This window comes from Photobacterium angustum (assembly GCF_003026365.1).
Classification (GTDB): domain Bacteria; phylum Pseudomonadota; class Gammaproteobacteria; order Enterobacterales; family Vibrionaceae; genus Photobacterium; species Photobacterium angustum.
In genome coordinates this window covers 313,787-333,271 of sequence record NZ_PYOM01000002.1, presented here as the reverse complement: position 1 = coordinate 333,271, position 19,485 = coordinate 313,787, and the positions used below count along the sequence as shown (strand labels likewise).

Here is a 19,485-nt window from a genome sequence, read left to right as displayed (position 1 = left end):
TTTTATAAAAAGATTAAAGTTAATATATTCATTGATTTATATTTGATGAATCCAAAAATAAAGGCGATATAATTACTCCATTTTTATTAAATATAAAACATTGTTTGTTTAAAAAAATAAAAGGTACATGTTTAATGAATGATTTGATTCTATTGAATAATAGTCAGGAAGATTAATTCACCTATCGATAATTGATATAAAAAACACTTATAAATACTCCAATTTTTAAATGAAAATCATCAATATATTTATGTAAATTGTGGCGTAGATCTTAAAAAAAGCGTTGTGCAATTAATAGTGTTTCAAGCTTAATGATGAGACTTTAATTCTATATGTATGTTTTAAATGTGGATATTTTTTGATGGGAAGAGGTGGGAGGATCTTTTTTTATTTTGATAAAATTAATCAGATATAGCGAATAAACATTAAAATAAGATGTAAAATAAAGTGAAAATATAAATGTGAAATTTATTTTTCCTTCCTGTAGATTCAAGACTTATAGAATAAAATAGAAATTTTTAGTTAGTAATCTAGTGTTGCTAAAAGGTTATCGTTATTGACCTACGACTTTATCCAATGCTAAAAAATATAGGAATCGCTAAAAATATATAAGTAAACGCTTCTGCTTAGTTACCTCTGCTACAGCATTATTAATATTACCACGATAAAACCACTTTTTTATTAATGTTAAATTTTTTGAATTTTCACTTTGGATAGCATTGGCTGCTTTAAATTCTAATAAGAGCAGTTTGTAAAGTCGGTATTAATAACAGGAAGGATAACTATAAATGAATAATAATTTAGAACTAAAGCCTAAAAGGAAGATGGGCTTAGTATCGTTAACCATGACTGGTATTGGCTCGATAATTGGTTCGGGTTGGCTTTTTGGCGCCTATCATGCGGCAAAAATTGCGGGACCTGCATCACTCGTCTCATGGGTGATAGGCGGTATAGCTGTGTTGGTTGTTGCGTTGACTTATACCGAGGTCGCAACCTTATTCCCTAAATCTGGTGGCCCTGTTCGATTTTTAGAGCTAACTCATGGCTCTATTGTCGGTTATATGGCGGCTTGGGCTACTTGGCTTTCAATTGTGACAGTTATTCCTATTGAAGCTGAAGCTTCGGTACAGTACATGCACTCTTGGCAGTGGGAATGGGCTAAACCTATTACATCAACAATATTTAATGCTCAAACCCAAAGTTTGTCGTTTATTGGGTTACTCATTGCTGCAGGACTCATGCTGATTTACTTTCTACTTAATTACTGGAGTATCAGCTTATTTAGTAAATCTCAAACCAGTATTACGATCTTTAAAATAGCGATCCCAATCTTTAGTGTCGCTTCGATTGTTGCCGCAGGCTTTCATCCGCAAAACTTTACCGCCGTTAATCATTCCTTTGCGCCCTATGGATGGGCTGGTGCATTAACAGCAGTCGCAACAGCAGGTATCGTCTTTGCGTATAATGGCTTTCAAAGCCCGATGCACTTTGCAGGAGAGTCTAAAAATCCCGGTAAAGATTTACCAAGAGCAATTATTCTGACGCTTATCATCGCTGTATTTTTGTATTTAGGATTACAAGCCGCTTTCATTGGCGGTGTTGAACCATCGGAGCTTGCTATTAAAGGTTGGAGTTTAGATTTCTCATCGCCATTTGCTCAATTAGCGATAGCTTTAAACCTTAACCTTGTTGTGATGTTGCTTTATGTGGATGCTTTTGTTTCTCCGTCAGGGACAGGTATTACCTATATGGGGACAACAACGCGGATGTTATTTGCGATGAGTGAGTATGGCCATTTACCAAAATCTTGGTCGAAATTACACCCGAAATATCATATTCCCCGTGCTGCGTTGTGGGTGAATTTATTTGTCGGCTTTATTTTCTTATACCTATTCCGAGGCTGGGGGCAATTAGCAGGGATTATCTCTGCGGCAACGGTCGTAACTTACATTGTAGGTCCAATGGCGGCGATGTCTCTGAGAAAGCTTGCTCCAGATGCTGAACGTCCTGTTCGTTTAAAGGCTTTACAAATCATTGCACCATTAGGCTTTGCTATCTCATCTGAAGTGCTTTATTGGTCTCGCTGGCCGTTGACGGGCAAAGTGATCTTTATTCTACTGCTAGGGTTTGTGATTTATGCTTACTTTCAAAATAAACGCGGTTGGAAAAATATTAAACAACACATGAAGTCGAGTGTTTGGTTACTTGGTTATTTTGTCACTATGATTATACTTTCGTTTATTGGCAGTGATCAATTTGGTGGGATCAATATTATTCCATTTGGTTATGATATGGCTGTTGTTGCTGTAGTTAGTCTATTTTTCTTTTACTGGGGAGTGAATTCAGCTTGGTTAACACCAAAATTAGAGCATGAGTTAGCGCAATTGGAAGTGAAACCTGAGTCAGAAAAAGAGCTGTTGGTTAAGCACTCTATCTGATATTGCTGCGATAGCCCTCTATATTTAGACTGGTTATGAATATGCTAAAAATAAAGGGTTAGAACCTTAATCTCTTGTAGTGTCCATGATACATTTAAAAAATAACTATTTTCATTTGAGGTTGTCATGGACGCGTTATCACTGTTACTTAATCGTCGCTCTATTCCTAAACTTGTTGAACCTGCACCTGAAGGGGAAGCATTGGATAATATCTTTCGAGCGGGTCTGCGTGCCCCCGATCACGGTGGTTTAATGCCATGGCGTTTTATTGTTTCTCAAGGTGATGGATTACAACGTCTTGCTGATATTTTAGTTGCAGCGGCTAAAGCCGACGATCTCGAAGAGTTTGTGATTGAAAAAGCGTCTAAGGCTCCATTTCGTGCACCAATGGTAATTACGGTTGTTAGTAAGGTAACAGAAGGGCATAAAGTCCCTGTAATTGAGCAACATTTATCAGCTGGATGTGCGGTACAAGCGATGCAGATGGCGGCGGTAGCACAAGGCTTTTCTGGATTTTGGCGCACGGGTTCTTGGGCTTATCATCCCGTTGTACGTGAAGCATTAGGTGTAGAAGGTGAAGATATGATCGTTGGCTTTTTATATTTAGGTTCGGCTAATTGTCGTGAAGCTAAACTGCATGAGCGTGACTTAAACCAGTTCGTTGAATACCTTTAACGATTAAACATTTCAAAACTATTTTTTAAAGAGGTGATACCTATTCGGTGATGAATACCGTGAGAGGTATCACCTTTTTTAGCTCGGATTGATTGTTTTTAAAGCTATTTTTGATTTATATCAATGGAAAAATAGCGTGATATTCGCTCTAAAGATGACAGGTGTTAGGGGCAGGAGTAGAATCCTTGGCTCTTTCCCTTTTTTGGAGCGTGTCATGGAAAATATTCGCCTAACTCAATACAGTCACGGTGCCGGATGTGGTTGTAAAATTTCTCCCCAAGTTCTCGATACCATTTTACGCACCCAGTTAGCCCCATTCTCAGATCCTAACCTTTTGGTGGGTAATGAAAGTAAAGATGATGCTGCCGTTTATGATTTAGGTAATGGTACATCAGTGATAAGTACTACCGACTTCTTCATGCCAATCGTTGATGACCCATTTGATTTCGGCCGTATTGCCGCAACGAACGCGATCAGCGATGTGTACGCGATGGGTGGTAAGCCTATTATGGCGATTGCTATTTTAGGTTGGCCTGTCAATATCTTAGCCCCTGAAATTGCTCAACAAGTTATTGAAGGCGGTCGCTCTGTATGCCGCGAAGCTGGGATTTCACTAGCTGGCGGCCACTCTATTGATGCCCCTGAGCCAATTTTTGGTCTTGCTGTTACAGGTATTGTTGATACTGCTCGTGTGAAGCGTAATGACAGTGCTGAAGCAGGCTGTAAGCTGTATATCACTAAGCCATTGGGTATTGGAGTATTAACAACAGCAGAAAAGAAATCTAAGTTGGCTGATGAGCACCAAGGATTAGCACGCGATTGGATGTGCAAATTAAATAAACCGGGCGCAGATTTTGCTGACATTGCTGGTGTTAAAGCACTAACGGATGTTACTGGTTTTGGTTTAATGGGTCACTTAACTGAGATCTGTGAAGGCAGTCATTTAAAAGCAAAACTGTGGTTTGATAAAGTGCCAACATTGCCTGGCGTGTATGAGTACATTGAGCAAGGTTGTGTACCAGGTGGTACTGAGCGTAACTTTATGAGTTATGGCAACAAACTTGGTGAAATGACCGAACAGCAAAAAGCGGTATTATGCGATCCACAAACATCAGGTGGCTTATTATTAGCAGCAACACCTGATTGTGAAGCTGAATTAATTGAAATTGCGAAAAAATACGACATTTTGCTGGAAGCGATTGGTGAGTTAGAGGCGATGGATGGCGATACCTTAATCGAGGTTTGCTAATGCAACGTCCCAATTGCGAAGATTTTCGTAGTCTGTTTGTTAATGACATACCGTTAATGGATATGCGTGCGCCGGTTGAGTTTACTCAAGGCGCATTTCCTACGTCTGTTAGTCGTCCTTTGATGATGGATGATGAACGTGCAGCAGTAGGTACATGTTATAAAAATAAAGGCCAACAAGAAGCCATTAAACTGGGTCATGAATTAGTCCATGGCGAAGTAAAAGCACAGCGTGTTGCCCAGTGGAAAGCGTTTTGTGAAGCGAATCCTAGCGGGTATTTATATTGTTTTCGTGGTGGTCTACGCTCTCAAATTACCCAACAGTGGCTTAAAGAAGCGGGGATTGACTTTCCATTTATTACTGGTGGTTATAAAGCGCTTCGCCGCTTTTTAATCGATACCATTGATGAAATTGCGCAAAAGCCAACTGCGATTGTGGCGGGCAATACGGGTAATGGTAAAACCATTATGGTCAATGAGCTTACCAACGGTATTGATCTTGAAGGTGCAGCCCATCACCGTGGTTCATCATTTGGTCGGTTTGTCACACCACAGCGCACTCAAATCGCGTTTGAAAATGACTTAGCTATTCAAATGTTGAAAAAACAGGCGCGTGATGTTGAGTGTTTTATCTATGAAGATGAAGGTAAGAGTATTGGCTGCGTGATGGTGCCATTATCGCTTCAAGCTACGATGAAACAATCGCCCATCGCCGTTATTGAAGATCCGATAGATGTGCGTTTAGATCGTTTATTGGATGATTATGTGATCACAATGCAACGTGATTATGTTGCCCATTACGGTGAAGAGCAAGGCTGGATCTTGTTTGAAGAATACCTTGAAAAAGGCATGTTTAACATTCGTAAGCGTTTAGGTTTAGAGCGTCATCAAGAAATACTCGATGCGCAGAAACATGCAATTAAAGTGATGCAATCAACGGGCTCTGTGTCAGATCATGATGGCTGGTTAGTGCCTTTACTTGAACAATATTATGATCCCATGTACACCTATCAGTTAAGTAAAAAGGCAGAACGCATTGTTTTTCGTGGTGATTATCAAGCAGTAAAAGCGTGGTTTGAAGCGCAATAATGATGTGATTCGATAGTATGGAATAGAAGCTGATCAGTTAATATCATCATTAACGATCAGCTTTTTTTATCTATGAAGAAGAGGTAGGAATAAGATCTTTATTTGAGTTTATTAAGTCTAGTAAGCGTTGGATGTATTGATGGCCAATTTGTGAATATTCGAGTAAGCCATGGGCTAATGCTTGTGCGGTGATTGGCTGGTTATCTTGTTGCAGTTGTGCACGAATATTACGTAGTTCACTATAAGCATCATTAGTATTTATGTTATTAAAATAAGACGCCACTGCAGCATGGACAGAAGGAAAACTTTTCACTTCATGATAATGCTCAAGATCAATATCTAATGGTGGAATACCGCACCCTTTGGTAAAGCACCATTCGCCAAAATAACTATTTCCTTTTTCAGCAAAGCGTGATGTTCCCCATGATGATTCTAATGCTGCCTGCGCGAGGACTAATTGTGCAGGTATAACATTAACGCGTTTTAATAATTCTGTTAGCCATTGCTGGGTAATTGTTTTTTTGGGTAATGGCAGATCATATTGCTGACTAAGCGTCGTAATTAAGTCGTTATCTATATCGATCTTGGCTGGATCTTTACTCAGGATTTTTAGTTGTTGACGATCTTCTAAGATCTGTTGATTAGTTTCTTCAACAAACGGGTATAGATAGTCAAAGAAGGCTTTCTTTTTTTCATCAATGTTGAGGAAGGCACCAAAGTTTGGTTTAGCGGGATGGCTGAAATCGTTATGTTCAATAAAGTTATGTAATGAATCTTTCCCAACCCAGAGTAAGCCAAGCAGCAATACAACAGCGAATACGGGGGTCAATGTTTTTAGATTAAGCATTTATCTCTCTTATAAATCGACTGTTCAGTATTGATTAAGGAATATATTATCACATTTAGGAAACAAAATTAGGCGTTGCTAACTGGTTTTATATCCAGTATTTCTTGCTGCACTGCGCTGTTTTAGGTACAGTTTCAGCATTATTCACCCTCATATAAAGATTTTGATGAGCCGTTTATATATTGCAGAAAAACCAAGTTTAGGTCGGGCGATTGCCGCAGTTCTCCCCCGACCTCATAAAAATAATAATGGTTATATCGAAGTCGGTAATGGCGATATTGTTACTTGGTGTATTGGACATCTACTTGAACAAGTCGAGCCTGATGCTTATAACGAACGTTATAAAAAGTGGAATTTGAATGATCTACCAATAATTCCTGAAAAATGGCAGCTTATTCCACGTAAAGCGGCGAAACAGCAATTAGCGGTAATTAAAAAGTTAGCAAAATCTGCTTCAGAAATTGTCCATGCTGGCGATCCTGATCGTGAAGGGCAATTGCTGGTGGATGAGGTGATAGATTACGCTAAATTACCAGCAACAAAGAAAAAGACCGCATTACGGCTACTTATTTCTGATCTTAACCCTGCAGCGGTTAAAAAAGCGTTATCTTCCATGCGCAGTAATCATGATTTTGTACCATTGTCAGTATCAGCATTAGCTCGCTCTAGAGCTGATTGGCTTTATGGCATGAACATGACCCGAGCTTACACCTTACTTGGGCAAAAAGGGGGCTATCGTGGGGTATTGTCTGTTGGGCGCGTACAAACACCGATTTTAGGTTTAGTGGTGCGTCGTGATGATGAGATTGCTAATTTTATCCCTAAGCCTTTTTATGATGTCTTTGCATTTATTCCTTATGCAGAGCAAGAGATTCAGGCGCGATGGCTACCAAGTAAAGCTTGCGAGCCTTATCAAGATGAAGAGGGAAGAATACTCAGTCGGCAGCTTTGTGAAAATGTGGTGAGTCGTATAAAAGGGCAACCCGCGGAAGTCACCGAATCTGAGCGTAAAGAAACCAAGCAAGCCGCGCCATTACCTTACTCTTTATCTGCATTACAAATTGATGCTGCTAAACGTTACGGTATGAGTGCGGCTGATGTTTTAAGTACCTGTCAGTCGTTATATGAAAAGCATAAAGTGATCACTTACCCACGCTCTGATAGTCGCTATTTACCTAACGATCATTTTAAGCAAGCAGGTGAGGTTTGCCGTGCTATTGCTAATACTGACAATAGCTTATCGAATGCAGTTTCTAGCGCAAATACATCATTAAAATCCAAAGCATGGAATGATAAAAAAGTGGATGCTCACCATGCGATTATCCCTACGCCAAAAGCGGTGAACCCACAAAGCTTAAGCTCAAGTGAAGCGAAGATCTATCAATTAGTAGCAAGACAATACTTGATGCAATTTTACCCTGCAGCGATTTATGCAGAAGCTAAGTTAGTCTTTACTATTGCTAAAGGGCAGTTTGTAGCAAAAGGGCGTCAACTAATGGATGCGGGCTGGCGGGTATTATTAGGGCGAGATGATAAAGGTGATGATAACGATCTGGCTGATAAAGTACCACCATTGACAAAAGGTACGGTATTAACCTGTCGAGATGGTGTAATAAAAGACAAAATGACTGAGCCTCCCAAAGCATTTACGGAAGCGACCTTATTACAAGCAATGACGGGGATAGCACGCTTTGTTTCTGATCCATCGTTAAAGAAAATCTTACGTGATACTGATGGGTTGGGCACTGAAGCAACGCGAGCCGGTATTTTAGAAATTTTATTTAAGCGTCAGTTATTACATCGACAAGGTAAAACAATTCATGCAACAGAGGCTGGGAGAGGCTTAATTTATGCTTTGCCGAATGAAGCAACCTACCCTGATATGACAGCGCATTGGGAACATCAGCTACAGGATATGGCAGATAAAAAGTATGCTTATCAACCCTTTATGGGTGCATTAGAGGTACAGGTAACAGCCTTGATGGAAAAAGTGAAAGTCTCCGATATTCCACAAAGCTTACGCGATCTAAAGTCACCCGAATGGAGTAAAGGGGGAGCTAAGCGTCGATACTCAAAGAAAACGGCAGGAGCAAAATCTTCATCTAATACTACGAGTAAAACAACGCGGAAACGAAAGCCAAAAGAAAAATAGAAGATATGAAGAGTACAAAGTGGTTACGTTATTGAGTGAGTAACCACTTTGTATTAAAGCTAGAGTAAGAGTCTGTAACAGTTTCTCCCTTCACCTTTTGCGCGGTACAAGGCTTTATCTGCGGTATTAAATAACATTTTATAATTACTGCCTTGAGTCGGTACCATAGAGCTCACACCAATACTGAGGGTGACTATTGAGTCTGTTTTCGTCTCTGACTCTTCATTCTGGGGGAAAGGCAACGCCATTTCATTCATCGTAGCTAAGATTTTTTTCGCTGAAAAAACAGCGGCTTTACTGTCTTGACCTGGCAGTAATAAGACAAACTCCTCCCCACCGAAACGAGCAAATAACGCGCCTGCACGTTTTTCAATATCAGCCAGCCCGTGAGCTATTGTCTTTAAGCAGACGTCACCGGCGTCATGACCTAAATAATCGTTATATTGTTTGAAGTGGTCAATGTCCATGATCAATAAAGAAATGGGCAACTGATGCCTTTCAGCTCGACGCCATTCATCAGCAATTGACTCATCAAATACGCGACGATTAGCTATATTGGTTAATGGATCAAGACGAGAAATTTTTTCCAGCATCTTATTAACGTTATTAAGCTCTTCAGTACGGGTAAGTACGCGCTTTTCGAGATCTCTATTGAGCCGTTTGAGACGATCTTCAGCCTGATGGCGAACAAGATGCTGCGAAATAATAAACCCGTATTGTTTTAATAACTGGTGATGATAAGTACGGAAAGGACGACCTGTTAAGAGATTATCGCAAGCAATCCAACCAATTGGGGTATCTTCATCCCATAAGGCAATATAGGCACTCCAGCCAAAGCCAACCTGCTTTAAATCGTGATAAAGCGGGGTGTTTTCTTGAACGGCGAGGTATTCTTTTTCTTCAAGTGTTCGTGCGGCGTACCATTGTTCAGGGATCACTGACTCAAAATAATATTCATCAATAGTATTACCCGCAATGTCTGTACCATAGGTACCATGCATGCGGTATTCCTTATCAAATAGAAAGACTGCCATACGATCGATTTCGAGTTGTTTTTTTCCTTCATCAACGGCAATAAAGAGCATTTCTTTGATTGACTTTGTTCGCCATAACATGAATGAAATACTATGCATCGCTTTAAGTTGTTCAAGTAGTAGATCTTGTTCGTATTGGCTGTTTCTTAATTCTTGCTCGGCGTGTCGGCGAGAGCTATTTTCTGTTTTGATTGTTTGCGATAAAAGGTCAGCATCAATTTCAGTGGCGAGTAGCGTACACAATTGACGGAATGCCTCAATATCTACTTTTGCTACATGAGGAAAATCTATAATTAGCCAGCCGATGCGTTGCTCACGACGGAGTAATGGCAGCCATGCACGATGAAAATCACCATTAGAGGTAGTGAAGGGTTGTGTGCTGTTTTGCCCTATAAGTGATTGGTAAATATCGGTATGTGTTTCTTCTGAAATCACAACAGGTGGAAAGCTATACTGGATACCGGCTTCATTCAGTTGTACTAGAGACTGCCAATGTCCTTTATAAGCAACAATCAGCTGGCAATGATGAACGTCAAAACACTCCATAAGATTACGGCAAGTCAGTTCACATATGGTACGTAAGCTATGCGCATTTCCCCATTGCTTTGTAATGTTTTGATAAAAAAGATCAACGTGCTTCTTCATTAAAGGACAAATTCCAATTGAGCTTAATTCATTTTTAATATTATTTTTAACTGTTTATATTTTAACTGTTCACTGATAAATAGGCGCGATATAACCCACAAAATTGTGCTGTTATTCAAATTAAGAGCAAAAAGTGCGAGCAAAGTAATACTTGAGGTGTAGTTTTTCTTAGGCAATTAAATGAGATTTTCTTAATTATGCCTATTAGGAAATCAGGATTCCAATTAATAATAATATTGTTGCTGAGGGAAAGATTATTTAGCGAGTATTGGTAATAATATTTCGTTGTTTTTTACTTTTTTCTGTATGTGTTTCTGGGGTTGAACTACAAATTAGCTGTAATCAAATTCTTTCATTTTTTAGCTTACAATCACTAACTTTAATCGATAATAATGTAATTATATAAAGTCGAAAACTTGTTTAATTATGTATCTAAAATACAAGATTATTAAGATATAGAATTAGCAATTTATACAATATTGAAAAGATTAATTTAGATATCAATATTTTTAAGTCACATGATTAAAAAGAGGGGGGATTCTTAAAAATAATACAAATAAATTTATTTTATCTATAATTTTTTTATGTCATTGTTCTTAAGCTTTATCAAACTCTTCTAGCTAAAAATACATGATTTAGAGAAAAAAATTCTCCTTGATGTAAGGATGGCTTGCAAAATAGCAAAAATGTTTCCTGAACGTGAAATTCGGCAGAAAATCAAGTTTGTCAAATAGCTAAATGTGCTATTGCACTGTTACTTTTTGAGATATATATTCATCACACAAATATTTTAGAGAGTAATTATGCAATATCAGTCTTTTGATCCAAATTTTGATTCAGATTCATATTCACAAAAAGCAATAGGTTATATCTTAAGTGGCATAGAAAAAAAAAGTGAAACACCAATACATAGCCACAAGAAGTGTCAACTTGTTTTGCCATTGAGTGGATATGTTACATGTAACGTATCTGATAGAGTTTGGATGATGACATCAAATACTGCGGTATGGGTACCAACAGAGACACCTCATAATATTCGTATATCGCCAGGTGCGAAGGTGTGTAATCTATTTATTGATCCTTGTATTGAAGGCTTACCTCAACAACCAGTGATGTTGTCAATTTCTCCTTTATTACGAGAGTTAATCACTTATTTATGTCACCTTGATCATCAACATTCGAAAATAAAGGAAACAGGTCGTATAATTGATGTACTAATCGATCAAATGGTTTTAATGCCTACTGAACAGTTTGATTTCCCAATACCTAAGGAACCTAGACTACATAAGATTGCAGAATCTCTGTTAGATGATCCTTCAAATAGAAATACAGTTGGTCAATGGGCTATAAGATTTGCGATGAGTGAAAGGACACTTAGTCGACTCGTAAATCAAGAACTTGGAATGTCTTTTGCTCGTTGGCGTGCACAGTTACATCTAATTCTAGCTTTTAAAAAGCTCTCGGATGGAGTGCCTGTACAACGAATATCAGATGATTTAGGTTATGAATCAGTTAGTGCTTTTATTACATTTTTTAAAAATAAAATGGGAATACCTCCAAAGCAATATGCAAAACAGCAATCGAGCTTAAATAATTTATAAAGTATAATAATTAACTATTAAATTGCGCTATTGATGCGTAGTTTATAATTATTTTTACAGTTAATTAAGAATAGCTTAAGTATCAATAAAAAATATTACGAAAGTTCACTTAAGGTATTTTGAGTGTTGCTTTCTCTGCTGTTTTGTATTTTTTGATACAAAATATCAATGCAAGTCATTATTCAAAAAATATTACAATTAAATAAAATTTTATTTTAATATAAATTTCATTGTTTTTATCCAAACTATTTATTAATGAATAGGCGCGATAAATCCTACAAAAATATATTATTTTTCAAAGTAAGAACAAAAAACGATAAAAGCGATACATTTATTGTCTTTTTATTTAGACATTTTAATGATGCTTATTTTTCTATCCTTAAGGGAATGCTCATATTTCAATCAGTAATGATTTTCTGGGTAAAAGAAAGTGAGAGGAGTACTAACTATGATATATCGTCAGATTTTTTTTTGTTTGTGCTTATATTTTTTATTAATGGGATGCACGACAAGTCGTCATCAACAGCTGTCTGAGTTAGGTTTTACACGCCCTTATCTTGATGGTTATCAAGATGGGTGTCATAGCAGAAAGCTTGATGAAATGATGTATAAGAAGGGGTTTAGACGTGATCCTGAACGAATGGCAAAGCAGGGTAAGTATTCTCATGGTTGGCAAGATGGATTTGAGCATTGTTATCACGATGCAAGAGATGATTACCACTGATAAATAAAAAGCAGCGATTAATTAGCGCTGCTTTTTATTTGTAGTTTACGATAAATAATTACTTGTCATTATCTTGATTATGTCTCGGTTCATAGAAACGTTTTAATTCATTCATGACCTGCATTAATGTTGAAAGCTTTGGCTTGCCTTCATCTTCTAATTGGTAATTTTTATCGTAGACATTGTAGTTACCATATTTATCAACCACGGTTGTTTGTTTATTTTCAACAACAGCAATATCAGAATCATCTCCAGCTAATAACCAACGACGATTATTATTGTTATTAAACAAACTCACACCTGAACTGTAATTTGTGTTCGCGGAAGCCACATTAAGTAATGATTCCATTAGTGTTGGCACTAGATCTAAATTACTTGTTAAGCGTGTCACTTCTTGCGCAGAATGATCGGGCCAGTGAATGATCAGCGGCACTTTTATTTGGTATTGGCTGTAGTTACTGCCAGCTCCCCAAGTGTTGTTACCTGTCTCATTAAATTCAGTGCCGTGGTTTGAGGCAATCACCACAATGGTATTTGCCATATCACCTTTTGCTTCTAATTGAGCAAACACTCGTCCGAGCATTTCATCAATATGATACGCAGCATTACGGTAACTGTTTTTAAGCAGCAATGTGGAATCAACTCCTTTTTCATTAATGGCATTACTGCCTAATGAAGGAGTAAAGCGAGGTTTATAATGTTCACCTTCTTTAAACTGCTGAACAGAGGTCAGTTCAAGGAAGCTAAACCATGGTTTATTTGATTTTTGTTTACTTAACCAATGATCCCAATCTTTTATTGCATGAGAATCGCTTTCAATATCGCGAGCGTGTCGTGAATCTGTTACTGCCAATTTAGTATTGGCAAAAATTGCTTCACGATAAATTGGTAGGTCAAAGTTCTCGCCACTGAATAAGCCAAAATTATAATCACGCTCTTGAAGAGTATTGAGTAATACGGGAGATTTTTTCTCTGCGTGAATACTATTGATATAGCCACTTGGTAAGCCATATAACAGACCAAATACGCCAGTCGAATCGCTATTACTTGAACTGTAGTTATTGGTGAAATTCAGGTTGTTTTGAGCAAATGCTGTTAAATTAGGCATAACCGTTGATGTCAACATATCACTGCGTAGACTATCAACCATAATGATCATCAGGTTTTGGTCTGTGCCTTGATCATTAAAACTTAACTTGCTGATCGGATAGCGAACAAATTCACTGTTTTGTATGCCTTGCTCTGCACGGCGCTTAGTGTATTCCTGTCGATCAAGTAAACCATGCTTTTCCATGAAGGTTTTAGCCGTCATAGGATAAGAGAAAGGAAAATTAGAACGCTGCATGGTTACAGGACGGTATAAATTTGCATCTGCCCAGATGTAAATTAGATGGCTACCTAGAAAGCAAACCCCAAAAACAAGTGCGATAGGACCGCCAACATGTTTACGGGTTAGCTTTCTAAGTTTGCGCCATACCCACTCTGAGCACATGAGCTCAAAGAGGAAGATGACTGGAACAACGACAAATAGATATTGCCAGCTAGCATTTAATTCTGTCTTATCGCCACTTAACAATAAATCCCATACTAATGGGCTTAAATGTAAATCTACTGTTTGATAAGCATAGGTATCAAGTAATAGGGCAGTTAAACCAACGGTGCTGACTAATACCCCAAATAAACGCATTAAACGTTGTGAAGGTATCAAAAAGCTGGCTGGAAATATGATCAGAATATAGATGCCAAAAACAAGAAAGCCGAAATGGCCAACCCAACTCAATAAAAGGTAAAGTTGCCCGATCAGCGTTGCTGGCCAGTCTGAATGTGTAATATATCGCGTACCCAATAGCATGGAGGCGATGATATTAAAGAAACTGAACCAATGCCCCCAGCTAATCAGCTGTGAGACTTTCTCTTTGTAGGTATTTCCGCTGGCGACCATAAATGTCAATTCTTCTCAGTCTTCAATGCAAGTTTAATATGACTATTAAACTTAGTCTTTTTTAATTGAGGTCTGCAGAGCTTTAGCAAATTTTTCTGCAATCACTGCGCGTTGAGCAGCCGGCACATTCGCGTTAATAATATTGGTTGCAATATCACCAACAACCATCAGTGCTAATTCTGGTGATGTTTTATGTTTTTCAAGTACATCGAACATGTCATCAATGATTTGTTCAACTTGTTTAGTGCTGTATTTTGAAGTAATTGGCATAAGAAATCTTGTTTAATGTTTACATAAGCGACTTATGATAACCTAGAGTTCACTTTTCTTGAAAACCTTTTCATTATGAGCCTAACACTTTCTAATGTCATTCTTCATCAATTGACAAAAAACGACCAAGATGAACTAGAAATACATTTAAGAAATCAGACTCTTGAGAACGATGCATCGACTGAAGATCTCGTGGCTGAACTCCATCGCATTTACAGCAGTAAAGGGGCAAAAGGGTTTGCACTTTTTGCTCAAGACAGTGAGTTTTCTCATTGGCTGAAGCAATTCCGTCAAGGCGAATTAGATTTCTTAACGTTTTCAGATATGGCTGTTAAGCGTTTACAAACTGAGTTGGCTAAGTATCCTTTTGCTGAAGCGGGCACGGTTGTGATGGCGGAATACCAGTCATTAGCAACAGATTACCTGTTTATTGGCATGTTACCGACCTGTCACAGTATGAAGGTGACTGAGCAATTAAGTATTAGCGCGACTGACTACCTTGATATCGCCAAAATGGATATTGTTGCGCGAATTGATTTGTCTTCATGGGAAACCGATCCTGAATCTAAGCGTTACTTAACGTTCGCGAAAGGGCGTGTGGGACGTAAAATTGCAGACTTTTTCTTAGACTTTATGCAAGCAGATGTTGGCTTAGATGTTAAAGAACAAAACCAAGTGCTGATGCAAGCTGTGGAAGATTTCTGTGCTGATTCACGTTTAGATAAAGAAGAAAAACAGCAATATCGTAAGCAGGTTTATGATTACTGTAATGGCCAACTACAAGCGGGTGATGAAGTCGCGGTGAAAGAGCTTGCGGGTGAGTTACCGACTTCTGACGACGGTACTAACTTCTATGAATTCACGTCAAAGCAAGGTTATGAGTTAGAAGAAAGCTTTCCTGCCGATCGTACTGCAATGCGTAAACTTACGAAATTTGTGGGCTCTGGCGGTGGTATGACGCTTAATTTCGACAGTATGTTGCTGGGTGAGCGTATTTTCTATGATGCAGAAACAGATACGTTAACCATTAAAGGCACGCCGCCGAATTTAAAAGATCAACTTTTACGTCGTTTAAATTCGGATAATTAATCATTATAAGTGACATCGGCCATACCATTTTCATTCTAGTAAAATATGGCCGATGTTGAATAAGTTACTCTGCTCTCTATTTATTTATTTATCGTAATACTCTAAAGCACGTCTTTATCTCTTCTCACGTTTGATTGTTTTCTTTAGTCTCTGCATGGTATGAGATCGTCAAAATTATGGCGCTTTGTTTTTATCTAACTCGTTCTATAAAAAAGCAATTTGCAGTAGATCTCTAAATTCGGATAAATGTTAATTCTTTTTACTGTTTTGTTTAATAATTTGTAAAATTTAGCTATATTTTATTAATATTTTTATCAGGAGTTTATGGATGAAACTTACGATATCAAGGAAGTTACAACTGAGCTTTGCCTTATTGACATTGCTTTTTATTGTTTCTTCGGTATTTACCTATCGAAATATCTCGACGGTTGAACAATATGCATCTTCTCTACTGACTTCTGATATACCGACTGTCGATACGAGCCGAGGTATACAGCAATCGGTACAAGCATCGCTATCTTCTATTCGTGCTTATATGTTATTGGGAGGAGATGATCAGCATAGCCAACAATTGAATAAAGATGTTCACAAGACGATTGCCTCTATTAATGAGTCTTTGCCAACGCTTCAAACGTTGATTTCAGCGCAGAAGTTCAACACCATTCAAGAACAATGGGAATCTGTTAAGACATCATTGAATCAATTGCTTGTTTTAAGTCATAGCCGTGAAAATTTACCTGCCCATAACCTTTTCATTAATGAAGCGGCCCCCATTGCTGAGGTCGCATTAGATCAGATCCAAAGTTTGATTAATGAAGAATCCAGTAACCCGTTTGGCGGTGAGAGAAAAAGACTTTTTAAGGTTTATGCTGACAGCTATGTATCACTAGCAAATGCATTGGCTTCACTTCGCGATTTTTTGTTGTATGGGCAGCAAGAGTACTTAGATAAATATCGAGATTTAATTAAGTCACATAAAAAATCAGTAGCTGAAATTGATAAAAAGTTAGATCGACTAACGGAAGAGCACGCATCGTTATGGTCGCTTTTTAAAGAGATGCAGCAACTTTACTTTCCTTTAGCAGAGAATGTGATAGCCCTTCGTCTCTCACCTGAGTGGAATAAATCGAATCAACTTATGGCAAATGAGCTATTACCTTCAGCCGTAGCCCTTGAGCAGAGTTTAGAAACGGTAGTTCAAGCACAGCAACAGCGGGCAGATCAAAGCGGGCAAGGAATTAATCAATCGATTCAAAATGCGCTAACGACCATGTGTATTGCCATTGTACTAATTGTTAGTTCGGCTATCGCTATTTCAAAATATATGGGAAATACGATTGGTCGCCGAGTTTCATTGCTGTCTGAGAGAGCAAAGACGATTGCTTTTGGTGATGTATCTCAACCCCCTCTTAAGGTTGTTGGTAATGATGAACTGGCCGTTTTAACAGAATCAATAAATAGAATGAATGCTTCACTGGCAGAAATTGTTTCTGGTGTTACGGATAAAGTTCAACAAGTTGATGTAAGCATGGAAGATTTGCTGACTTCTGCACATGTCACATCATCGAACGTGGTGCACCAACAAGCGAGCATTGAACAAATGGGAAGCCAATTGGAAGAAATCGCCTCTGCCACAGCCAATACTTTAGAGCAGGTAACGTTATCGGTACAAAAGTTGTCAGACTCTAAAGGAGAAATCGAGTTAGGGCGTGATGCACTAGAGCAAAATAAAATTACAATGGAAACCTTGCACAACAATATTGCTACGGCGAGTACTCAGGTAACGCGATTAAGTAAAGAAAGTGAAGCGATTGGTCGGGTGACGGAAGTGATTGAAGGCTTGGCTGAGCAGACGAATTTACTCGCACTTAATGCTGCTATTGAAGCTGCAAGAGCTGGAGAGCAAGGCCGAGGTTTTGCTGTAGTAGCAGACGAGGTTCGAATGTTAGCAACAAGGACAACCCAATCGACGACAGAAATTAACGATATTATTAATGCGATTCGACACTCTACACATGCTGTGGTTGAAGAAATTGATAGTAGTCAAACTCTTGCCGATCAAGGTGCTGAACATATTGAAAAAGCAGTGTCGCGGTTACTCTCGACCACAAAAAAAATTGGCCAATTAAATGGTCAAATGGAAGAGCTTGCCGCAGCCGCAGAGCAGCAATCACATGCAACAAATTCAATTACCGTTCTCATGGCTGATATTACTGATTCTGTAAATCAGGTATCCAACCATAGTCAAAGTGCAGCAGAAACATCTTCTAAAGTAAAAGAACAAGTTACTGAACTTAATAGTCAAATGGCAACATTTGTCACTCGATAAGTTGCTGACTATGATGACTTATTTAACAAGGCTATTTTTATGATGGCCTTGTTAGTTTTTCTTTAATAATTGAAATTGAAAAAGTAAATCGCTTAGTTCATTTAAAGCCAATGAAGCGGCATGGCTAAACGCTAATTCCTCACCATGATGGACCAAGCAAGACGGCATCTTAGCGTTATAAGCCGCTTGCAAGTCATAAAAATAATCACCAACATAAAGTATTTCATCACTCATCAACCCCCAATCCTTTGCTAGTGACTCTAGAGAGGATGGATTAGGTTTTGGTGGGAAACATTCGCGGGTGATTACACGCTCAACACTGATTTGATTATGTGAGAGTTTTTTGTGAGTTGCTGCCAAGCAGTTTCTGGTAATAATTGCCGTTTTTATCTCATTTGCTTGCAAATACATAAGTAGTTCATGGCACCCAGTCATCGGAAAAGAGCTTTCTGCATCAGAAAGTTCATGTTCAAAAATAATATTATTGGCATGCGCCTTTTCATTAGCGTTCAGTGTTTCAATATGACTTAATAAGTCGATATCTTGGGGGCAGCTCAGTTGTTGGCGTATCTGAGAAAAATTAATGTTTGAAGTCACCAAGGTATTATCTAAATCAAAAATAACGGCTTTGATTGTTTTTAAATCGAGAGCAAATGGAATCATAGAATCCTCAACAATATAGATTAGCAACAAAGGTAATAAATGATTAAGAGGTATTACTTTAAGGTATGTACTTTTCCCGTCAACACACATAAAAGTAGAGTATAAACCCAGTTGAAGTATCTATTAAACTGATTAGGAGGTGATTTTTACATTTAGTTCTTTTTTTGAACAATGTATTAAAGTATGCCTTTTAATCAATATTTTGGCTTAAATTTCGATATTTGCTCAAAAAATTATGATTTCTTCGAAAAATTGATCTTTATCATTGGATCTTTATAGTCCCAGTGGATAATAACGCCACTATGATAGCTCAAAACAATCATTCAGTTCGTTCGCAACGTGAACTGAACGCAGTGAAAGCGATGATTCGCCTATATTGTAAAACGTTGCACCGTGGGGCAATTGTTTGCCCTGAATGTGAAAGTCTTATCGAGTATGTTGAGGAGCGCGTAACAGGTTGTCGACTAGGTGATGATAAGCCAAGTTGTACGCATTGTATTGGGCATTGCTACCAATCTGCCAAACGATTACAAATGATCCATGTGTTACGTTGGACATTTCCACGTTACTTATGGCGTCATCCAATTAGGGCTATACAATTTAAATTAGACAATTTACATAGTGCCCAAATATCAGCAGGCAAAACAGAGATCTTGACAAAAACGGGCTAATCCAGGGTCGGTTTAGCATAAAGTATGAACAGATGTATTTTGATCTAATCAGTGGATTATGTAGAACT

Annotated in this window: 15 protein-coding genes; 10 read left to right on the top strand and 5 right to left on the bottom strand. The window is 38.2% G+C overall.

Annotated features, from left to right (window positions below):
- Positions 1 to 788: 788 nt before the first annotated feature.
- From CTN01_RS03485 to mnmH, 4 genes are all read left to right on the top strand, one after another.
- Positions 789 to 2,438 carry an APC family permease gene (locus CTN01_RS03485; RefSeq protein ID WP_045148389.1) on the top strand — a complete coding sequence of 550 codons (1,650 nt, stop codon included), beginning with the start codon at positions 789 to 791 and terminating at the stop codon, positions 2,436 to 2,438.
- 126 nt (positions 2,439 to 2,564) lie between these two features.
- Positions 2,565 to 3,113, top strand: a complete 549-nt coding sequence (locus tag CTN01_RS03480) for an NAD(P)H nitroreductase (protein WP_045083310.1) — start codon at positions 2,565 to 2,567, stop codon at positions 3,111 to 3,113.
- A 214-nt stretch (positions 3,114 to 3,327) separates the two neighbouring features.
- Positions 3,328 to 4,362 carry a selenide, water dikinase SelD gene (gene selD / locus CTN01_RS03475; RefSeq protein ID WP_045148390.1) on the top strand — a complete coding sequence of 345 codons (1,035 nt, stop codon included), beginning with the start codon at positions 3,328 to 3,330 and terminating at the stop codon, positions 4,360 to 4,362.
- Positions 4,362 to 5,450, top strand: a complete 1,089-nt coding sequence (gene mnmH, locus CTN01_RS03470; RefSeq protein WP_045148392.1) for a tRNA 2-selenouridine(34) synthase MnmH — start codon at positions 4,362 to 4,364, stop codon at positions 5,448 to 5,450. The genes selD and mnmH overlap by 1 nt, the downstream gene beginning before the upstream one ends.
- A 70-nt stretch (positions 5,451 to 5,520) precedes the next feature.
- Here the strand turns inward: mnmH and CTN01_RS03465 are convergent, their stop codons facing one another.
- Positions 5,521 to 6,297 carry a glucosaminidase domain-containing protein gene (locus tag CTN01_RS03465; RefSeq protein ID WP_045083313.1) on the bottom strand — a complete coding sequence of 259 codons (777 nt, stop codon included), beginning with the start codon at positions 6,295 to 6,297 and terminating at the stop codon, positions 5,521 to 5,523.
- 166 nt (positions 6,298 to 6,463) lie between these two features.
- On the opposite strand from CTN01_RS03465, the gene CTN01_RS03460 reads away from it, so the two are divergent.
- Positions 6,464 to 8,449, top strand: coding sequence for a DNA topoisomerase III (locus CTN01_RS03460; RefSeq protein WP_045148393.1), 1,986 nt, complete (start codon positions 6,464 to 6,466; stop codon positions 8,447 to 8,449).
- A gap of 59 nt (positions 8,450 to 8,508) precedes the next feature.
- Here CTN01_RS03460 and CTN01_RS03455 read toward each other — a convergent pair whose 3' ends face one another.
- Positions 8,509 to 10,128, bottom strand: coding sequence for a sensor domain-containing diguanylate cyclase (locus CTN01_RS03455; protein WP_045148394.1), 1,620 nt, complete (start codon positions 10,126 to 10,128; stop codon positions 8,509 to 8,511).
- Between the two features lie 803 nt (positions 10,129 to 10,931).
- Here CTN01_RS03455 and CTN01_RS03450 point away from each other — a divergent pair.
- Positions 10,932 to 11,729, top strand: coding sequence for an AraC family transcriptional regulator (locus CTN01_RS03450; RefSeq protein WP_045127806.1), 798 nt, complete (start codon positions 10,932 to 10,934; stop codon positions 11,727 to 11,729).
- Positions 11,730 to 12,177: 448 nt separating this feature from the next.
- Complete coding sequence (locus CTN01_RS03445; RefSeq protein WP_045129814.1) at positions 12,178 to 12,453, top strand: hypothetical protein; 276 nt, start codon at positions 12,178 to 12,180, stop codon at positions 12,451 to 12,453.
- 58 nt (positions 12,454 to 12,511) lie between these two features.
- Here CTN01_RS03445 and CTN01_RS03440 read toward each other — a convergent pair whose 3' ends face one another.
- Both CTN01_RS03440 and CTN01_RS03435 read right to left on the bottom strand, forming a co-directional pair.
- Positions 12,512 to 14,395, bottom strand: a complete 1,884-nt coding sequence (locus CTN01_RS03440; protein ID WP_045148396.1) for a DUF3413 domain-containing protein — start codon at positions 14,393 to 14,395, stop codon at positions 12,512 to 12,514.
- Between the two features lie 51 nt (positions 14,396 to 14,446).
- Positions 14,447 to 14,665: a YejL family protein gene (locus tag CTN01_RS03435; protein WP_045083319.1), complete on the bottom strand. Its 219-nt coding sequence runs from the start codon at positions 14,663 to 14,665 to the stop codon at positions 14,447 to 14,449.
- Positions 14,666 to 14,740: 75 nt separating this feature from the next.
- Here CTN01_RS03435 and yejK point away from each other — a divergent pair, with 75 nt between their 5' ends.
- Together yejK and CTN01_RS03425 are read left to right on the top strand one after the other, a co-directional pair.
- The gene (gene yejK / locus CTN01_RS03430; RefSeq protein ID WP_005368908.1) at positions 14,741 to 15,754 is read left to right on the top strand and encodes a nucleoid-associated protein YejK; all 1,014 of its coding nucleotides are present in this window, start codon (positions 14,741 to 14,743) and stop codon (positions 15,752 to 15,754) included.
- Positions 15,755 to 16,082: 328 nt separating this feature from the next.
- On the top strand, positions 16,083 to 18,083 hold the full coding sequence (locus tag CTN01_RS03425) for a HAMP domain-containing methyl-accepting chemotaxis protein (RefSeq protein ID WP_045148397.1): 2,001 nt from the start codon (positions 16,083 to 16,085) through the stop codon (positions 18,081 to 18,083).
- Positions 18,084 to 18,134: 51 nt separating this feature from the next.
- On the opposite strand, the gene CTN01_RS03420 is transcribed toward CTN01_RS03425, so the two are convergent.
- Positions 18,135 to 18,746 (bottom strand): HAD family hydrolase, encoded by a 612-nt coding sequence (locus CTN01_RS03420; RefSeq protein ID WP_045148398.1) that lies wholly within the window; start codon positions 18,744 to 18,746, stop codon positions 18,135 to 18,137.
- A 302-nt stretch (positions 18,747 to 19,048) separates the two neighbouring features.
- Here CTN01_RS03420 and CTN01_RS03415 point away from each other — a divergent pair, with 302 nt between their 5' ends.
- Entirely contained in the window at positions 19,049 to 19,417 is a 369-nt protein-coding gene (locus CTN01_RS03415; protein ID WP_045083322.1) for a nitrous oxide-stimulated promoter family protein, read from the top strand.
- Positions 19,418 to 19,485 lie beyond the last annotated feature (68 nt).

What these genes read in the sequence shown, in the direction of transcription:
- CTN01_RS03485 (WP_045148389.1), top strand. Translation starts at nt 789, where the DNA reads ATGAATAATAATTTAGAACTAAAGCCTAAAAGGAAGATGGGCTTAGTA.
- CTN01_RS03480 (WP_045083310.1), top strand. Translation starts at nt 2,565, where the DNA reads ATGGACGCGTTATCACTGTTACTTAATCGTCGCTCTATTCCTAAACTT.
- selD (WP_045148390.1), top strand. Translation starts at nt 3,328, where the DNA reads ATGGAAAATATTCGCCTAACTCAATACAGTCACGGTGCCGGATGTGGT.
- mnmH (WP_045148392.1), top strand. Translation starts at nt 4,362, where the DNA reads ATGCAACGTCCCAATTGCGAAGATTTTCGTAGTCTGTTTGTTAATGAC.
- CTN01_RS03465 (WP_045083313.1), bottom strand. Translation starts at nt 6,297, where the DNA reads ATGCTTAATCTAAAAACATTGACCCCCGTATTCGCTGTTGTATTGCTG.
- CTN01_RS03460 (WP_045148393.1), top strand. Translation starts at nt 6,464, where the DNA reads ATGAGCCGTTTATATATTGCAGAAAAACCAAGTTTAGGTCGGGCGATT.
- CTN01_RS03455 (WP_045148394.1), bottom strand. Translation starts at nt 10,128, where the DNA reads ATGAAGAAGCACGTTGATCTTTTTTATCAAAACATTACAAAGCAATGG.
- CTN01_RS03450 (WP_045127806.1), top strand. Translation starts at nt 10,932, where the DNA reads ATGCAATATCAGTCTTTTGATCCAAATTTTGATTCAGATTCATATTCA.
- CTN01_RS03445 (WP_045129814.1), top strand. Translation starts at nt 12,178, where the DNA reads ATGATATATCGTCAGATTTTTTTTTGTTTGTGCTTATATTTTTTATTA.
- CTN01_RS03440 (WP_045148396.1), bottom strand. Translation starts at nt 14,395, where the DNA reads ATGGTCGCCAGCGGAAATACCTACAAAGAGAAAGTCTCACAGCTGATT.
- CTN01_RS03435 (WP_045083319.1), bottom strand. Translation starts at nt 14,665, where the DNA reads ATGCCAATTACTTCAAAATACAGCACTAAACAAGTTGAACAAATCATT.
- yejK (WP_005368908.1), top strand. Translation starts at nt 14,741, where the DNA reads ATGAGCCTAACACTTTCTAATGTCATTCTTCATCAATTGACAAAAAAC.
- CTN01_RS03425 (WP_045148397.1), top strand. Translation starts at nt 16,083, where the DNA reads ATGAAACTTACGATATCAAGGAAGTTACAACTGAGCTTTGCCTTATTG.
- CTN01_RS03420 (WP_045148398.1), bottom strand. Translation starts at nt 18,746, where the DNA reads ATGATTCCATTTGCTCTCGATTTAAAAACAATCAAAGCCGTTATTTTT.
- CTN01_RS03415 (WP_045083322.1), top strand. Translation starts at nt 19,049, where the DNA reads ATGATAGCTCAAAACAATCATTCAGTTCGTTCGCAACGTGAACTGAAC.